This is a genomic window from Algibacter sp. (assembly GCF_049667265.1).
In the GTDB taxonomy this organism is placed as follows: domain Bacteria; phylum Bacteroidota; class Bacteroidia; order Flavobacteriales; family Flavobacteriaceae; genus Algibacter_B.
In genome coordinates this window covers 1-5,084 of sequence record NZ_JBATHX010000167.1, presented here as the reverse complement: position 1 = coordinate 5,084, position 5,084 = coordinate 1, and the positions used below count along the sequence as shown (strand labels likewise).

The 5,084-nt window shown below is 30.4% G+C and carries 5 protein-coding genes and 1 pseudogene; all 6 read right to left on the bottom strand.

The window, feature by feature from the left end; all coding sequences use genetic code 11:
- Window positions 1-290 (bottom strand): annotated as a pseudogene (locus WBN21_RS06220) (mobile mystery protein B); the annotation flags it as partial.
- Window positions 281-742 carry a mobile mystery protein A gene (locus tag WBN21_RS06215; RefSeq protein ID WP_424198496.1) on the bottom strand — a complete coding sequence of 154 codons (462 nt, stop codon included), beginning with the start codon at window positions 740-742 and terminating at the stop codon, window positions 281-283. The pseudogene WBN21_RS06220 and the gene WBN21_RS06215, both read right to left, overlap by 10 nt.
- Window positions 743-1,023: 281 nt before the next feature.
- The gene (locus tag WBN21_RS06210; RefSeq protein ID WP_424198495.1) at window positions 1,024-2,202 is read right to left on the bottom strand and encodes a metallophosphoesterase; all 1,179 of its coding nucleotides are present in this window, start codon (window positions 2,200-2,202) and stop codon (window positions 1,024-1,026) included.
- Between the two features lie 161 nt (window positions 2,203-2,363).
- Window positions 2,364-3,107, bottom strand: coding sequence for a hypothetical protein (locus WBN21_RS06205; protein WP_424198494.1), 744 nt, complete (start codon window positions 3,105-3,107; stop codon window positions 2,364-2,366).
- A 190-nt stretch (window positions 3,108-3,297) separates the two neighbouring features.
- Window positions 3,298-4,044, bottom strand: coding sequence for a DUF6090 family protein (locus WBN21_RS06200; protein ID WP_424198492.1), 747 nt, complete (start codon window positions 4,042-4,044; stop codon window positions 3,298-3,300).
- Window positions 4,045-4,254: 210 nt separating this feature from the next.
- The coding region (locus WBN21_RS06195; protein WP_424198491.1) for an alpha/beta fold hydrolase at window positions 4,255-5,084 on the bottom strand (830 nt) is incomplete at its 5' end.

Below are 5,084 nucleotides of genomic sequence, written 5' to 3'. Positions count from 1 at the left end.
CCAATTTGGGTCCAAGGAATACCAATATTCTTGTCAGACTTTCTAAATTCACCTGCCCATTTCCAAACATCATCATACATTTTTTTATGCAGGTCTTTTACAAATTTTATGGTCAATATTCTTTCAGTCTTTAAATTTGAATGAATAGTCCATTCAACTGCTTTTTCAATGTTCAATTGCTCAAATTCATCTAGTTCTCCTTGAGTAGCGATAGACTTTATTTTAAGACCTTCCTTTTCTTCTTCGTCTAAAGGTGTTTGGCCATCTTTATAATCGAATTCTAATCCCATAATGATTTTTTCATCTCACGTTTTATTTCACCAGCAAGCTCCTTTATGGTTTTATTTATTTTTTCATCTCCAATTCCTTGGTCCTCTAATTTCATATTTTGATTAGTCCTTAAAACTATTTTTCGTGCTAGCTTTTCAGCCTTTAAGTTTACTAAGCTTTCGATCGTCCCATCTTTCGGAATAAAACCATAGATAAATTTCATATCCAAAGCATTACCAACATCCTTTAATTTATTGATGGTTATCTGACCTGTAGCTTCTCGTTCCTCGATTTTTTGTATAGCTCCTTTAGTTAAGTTAAGTTTGGTCCCTAACTGGTCCCTCGTCATATTAAGAGTAGTTCTAATAGTATTGACCCATCCCTTTTGTGGGACCAAGACCAATCCTGCATCTTTAAAATTCGCCAATTTTTGGTCTAGTTGTTCTAAGAGTAGTTTTTTCTTGTTTCTCATTTGTTAATATTTTATACATATAAGTATGTGATAAAACTCAAAAGTATACAAATACGTATAAAAAAACAAATAAAAAGATACTTATATGTATTAATATAAAAATTTAATCATACAAATATGTATTACTAAGTTTGTGTTTTAAATTAATGCCAATGGTTGGTGTATGGTTAGTTGCGTGGTTAAGCAACTAATTTAGTAAATAAATCACGGATAGAAAATCCGCGAGGATTTTCGTAAGTAAACTAGAACTAGCAATAAATTATATAAGTTGTTAGCACCAGTTATTTCATTTCTTCTGTTTCTCCATTCTCAAAAACACGGTAATATTTTCCATTTTTAATTAAAAGACCTTCTGATGTAATCGCTGGAAAATATTCGTAATAATCTTGAGGATGCTTGACATCAATTCCAATCACTTTTCCATTGTAAGTTCTATTGACTTTTGATTGAATTGTGTGTCCAACAATAACTGCTTTTGCATTGAATTTGTTAAGCCCTATATCAATTTCTTCCTGGGATAAATCATTTTTGAAATATCCTCTATACCAATAAGGTGATGTTATTGAAGAAGTTAGTAGTTCTTGAGTTTTCTCTCCATTTTTCTTTGGGAAATATGGTTTGTAATAATTCTCTCTAATTAATTGATTTAGTTCGTCAATATTCAATTCAGTATTTTCTAATTTAGGACTAATACCTCCGTGAACAAATAAATTTCCGTTTATAAGCTCAATTGTATTTTTGCTTTCTAACCAACGACCTATAAAAGAGTTTTTACCATAAAATTCAAATTGCTTTTTACCTAAAATAGAAGCTAGGTGATTGTATTTTGATTCCGCGTATCTATGGTCTCCTTGCATATTCATTATCTCGTGGTTGCCTAAAATATAATGAACATTTCCACCTTTTGATTTCGCATCTTGTTCTAGTTTATAAATGAACCATAATACTTGGGTAGTAAAATAACTTCGGTCAATAAAGTCTCCAACAAGTACTAAATGATTTTTCCCAAAAGTCCAATTCAGTTCTTTGTCAATTACATTACTATTTATTAGAAAATCACGAAAAGTTTTGTAATTACTCTCAATATCAGATATTGCAACAATCTTTTGAGAATCAGAATAGGTAGATTTTGGTATTTTAAACTTGGTGTTTATCACGAAATTAAAACTTGTTGAATCTAATGGATAATAGCATCTTAATTCAATTAAAGAATCTATTTTAGAAGTTGATTTTTCCAATTCAAATCCATTTTCTTTGTCACCCTTCAAGTAATTGATATTTAATAAACTGTCATTATTAAAAAAAACGTACGGCCCTTCATTATTCCAATTGTCAGCCAAATTATTTCGGCTATGTTTTAATGCGTTTCCTGTTAAAAATGCGATTATTATGAATGAGCATAATCCAATTAGGAATGTTATTAAAATGTGTTTTAAGTATCTAAATATTCTCTTCTTCACGAATGTTGATTTTAATTGGTGCTAACGTGTTCGTGTAAGGATAGTTGCGTGTTTACGTGCGAGGATTTTCCGCAGGAAAATCAGACGTAGTAAACTTGCAACTACACTTGGTTAAGCCCAAAATCGAGCAATTATTTTTATACATTGTTAGGCACAGTTTTTTATAAACTTTGAACCACCTTTAGACAAAATGTAATATCTAAAGAATTTTCCCTAAAAATCATAACTTCCTTTCCATCGGAATCTGTTATAAAAAACCTGTCAGGTAGATTTTTAGGCAGTTCTCTCGAAAAAGTGTTCACAAAGGCACAAGCTGTTAAAAATGCTCCTAAATCAGTTGGATGACTACCATCTGGTAAAAACAATTGTATATCTGGTCTTAATGTTTTAGCTAATTTCCAAGCTTCTCCAACCATAACAAGTCCACAATCACTTTCTTTTGATGCTTGTTGATACGATTCTGTTATTGTTTCTTGAAATTGTGGAATTTTTTTTGGTGGCCAAGGCACATATAAGTAAGGTTTAGCACCAGAAGCTTTAACTAGGTCAGATAACTTTTTAGAGTATTTGAGAAATTCTTCCTTTTTCTTAACAGCTTCACTACTTGACCCTTGTAAAACAATAATATCGTATTTTCCACTACTTATTGCTTCTTTTGATTTTAGCCCTTTATTACCATACCAATGGTCGCTTAATTTAGCTCCACCAGCAGTACTTTTATAGGTTACTAATTTAATTTTTGTACTGTCTGAAATCAGAGATACAAGATGAGGCATATTAGAATAGTATGTGTAGCTGTTACCTATAAATAACACACTCAATGTATCTTTTTTAACTTGGGCTAAACATTCATCAGCTATTCCAAAAAAGAAAATTATAATAAATAAGTACCTAATAAATTTCATATCTGTTTTTAAATTGTGCCTAACGTGTTCGTGTAAGGATAGTTACGTGTTTAAGCAACTAACTTAATAAAAAAGGAACGAACCAGAGGAAATTCCGAAGGAGTTTCCACGTAGACCTGAACCAAGCAATTAATTATACACGTAGTTGTGCTTTCGTTATTTTTTATTTAAATAGAATTATCAAAAAAAATTAATCAAACTCATAGTCCTTTTCTACTATTTCATATTCATTAGTCAAAAACCTAATTAAATTTCCTGTATTTTCTAGATGTATTTTCATATAAATATTTGAATAATATTCGGATGTCATTTTTAAAAAAAATAATTCATTAAATAATTCTCTAGTCAAGTTATCGGAATAGTTTCCTTTTGGAAACGTTTTACCAGTATATTTGCCTTTTTTGAAATATGTAGTGTCTCCAAAAACCGTATGGTCTAACATTTTTTTCGAAATATTTGTGCTATTAATAAAAGCAATTCTATAATAATCCCCTTGCACCTTTAAAGCGTTAGAAGATATCTCGTGTGATAAAATACCGTCTTTTGTTCTCTCATTAAATAAAACTAAATCTCCTGTGCTCTTTAATTGAGTTAAAGTGTTTCCGTTATCTTTAAATTCAGCAACATTTAAGCAATTTCTTTTATATAGCACATATAAAGAATCATTGAAGATTGATTTGTTTAAATCTTTATTTTTTAAAGAAATTAAAGCCTCTAATCCAGCAGATGTTCTTTTATGAAATTGAATATAACTGTTTAGAACAACTGTATCTTGTTTTAAATCTCTTACCAATCCATTTGCATTGTGGTTAGCCAGAATTTTCCCTTTTCTTTCCTCATTCCAATTATTAATTGATAGGGCAATTAAAATTCCAATAACAACAAGTATAATTTCTCCGATAGCATATTTAAAATACTTTCCAGTTTTATTTTCCATAAGTAAGTTTTGTCGAATTTTTCTAAAGAATTTTATCATTGGTTAGCGGTTGAGTGTAATGAAGTACAACGGTTTTGTGTATGGTTAGTGCGGTTTTGTGTCGGAGGATTTTCCGCAGGAAAATCGGAGTGACCAAAAAAGCACTAACCTTTTGAATTATAAATAAACTTACGCATTATTTTTATACTTTGTTAGCAACAGTTTTTCATTTCAGAACCTAAATTCATCACCTTTATAAGTCTCATAAAAATAAGTTTCTACTATTTCATTAAATAATGTCGGACCACTCTTTGAAACAAAATGGTTAACTCCAGGAAGGAAGCAAAGGTTTGCTTTTTTAATATTCTGGTAAATAGATAGTGTATGTTCTTCACGAATCATATCTCTATCCGTTGACATAACTAAAACTGGGCATTTGATTTTATGTAAATCATTTACCGAGATGGTTGGTTGAAATTCCATCATGTGAAATCTTTGTTGTAATACTTTCCAATTTTGAGTTGTATCTTTCTTTGTTAGCATTTTGTCAGCATGCTTTCTTCTCTTTTTTATATCGTGATATACTACAGGGTAAAGAGCTGTAGTATCGGGAGTAATATTGGCAGAAAATGCTACTATCTTTTTTACTTTTTCTGGATGATGAATTGCTAATAACAATGCAAGGATTGCACCATCACTTCTACCTAATACATAGGTTGAATCAACATGTTCATAATCTAAAATCTCAACTATATCTTTGGTCATTTGCAAATAGGACAAATTATCAATTCCGAGTTCACTTTTTCCTCGTCCTCTGCAGTCCATAACAATTACTTTATACTTTTTGGAAAAGTACTCTATTTGTGGTTTCATATATGCAATATTGCCTCCATTACCATGGATTAAAACAAGTGGATTCCCTTGTCCATATACTTCATAATATTGTTTGGCACCGTTAATAGTAATATAGTTTCCTGCCGCCTTATTATTTCCATAAGAATTTGTATTTGGGTCAGATTGTGCATTAGTGAAATTTAACAATCCGAAAATAAAAATTATAA

Bases quoted from the DNA above. Each gene is read 5' to 3' on its own strand.
- WBN21_RS06215 (WP_424198496.1), bottom strand. From the start codon at position 742: ATGAGAAACAAGAAAAAACTACTCTTAGAACAACTAGACCAAAAATTG.
- WBN21_RS06205 (WP_424198494.1), bottom strand. From the start codon at position 3,107: ATGAAATTTATTAGGTACTTATTTATTATAATTTTCTTTTTTGGAATA.
- WBN21_RS06200 (WP_424198492.1), bottom strand. From the start codon at position 4,044: ATGGAAAATAAAACTGGAAAGTATTTTAAATATGCTATCGGAGAAATT.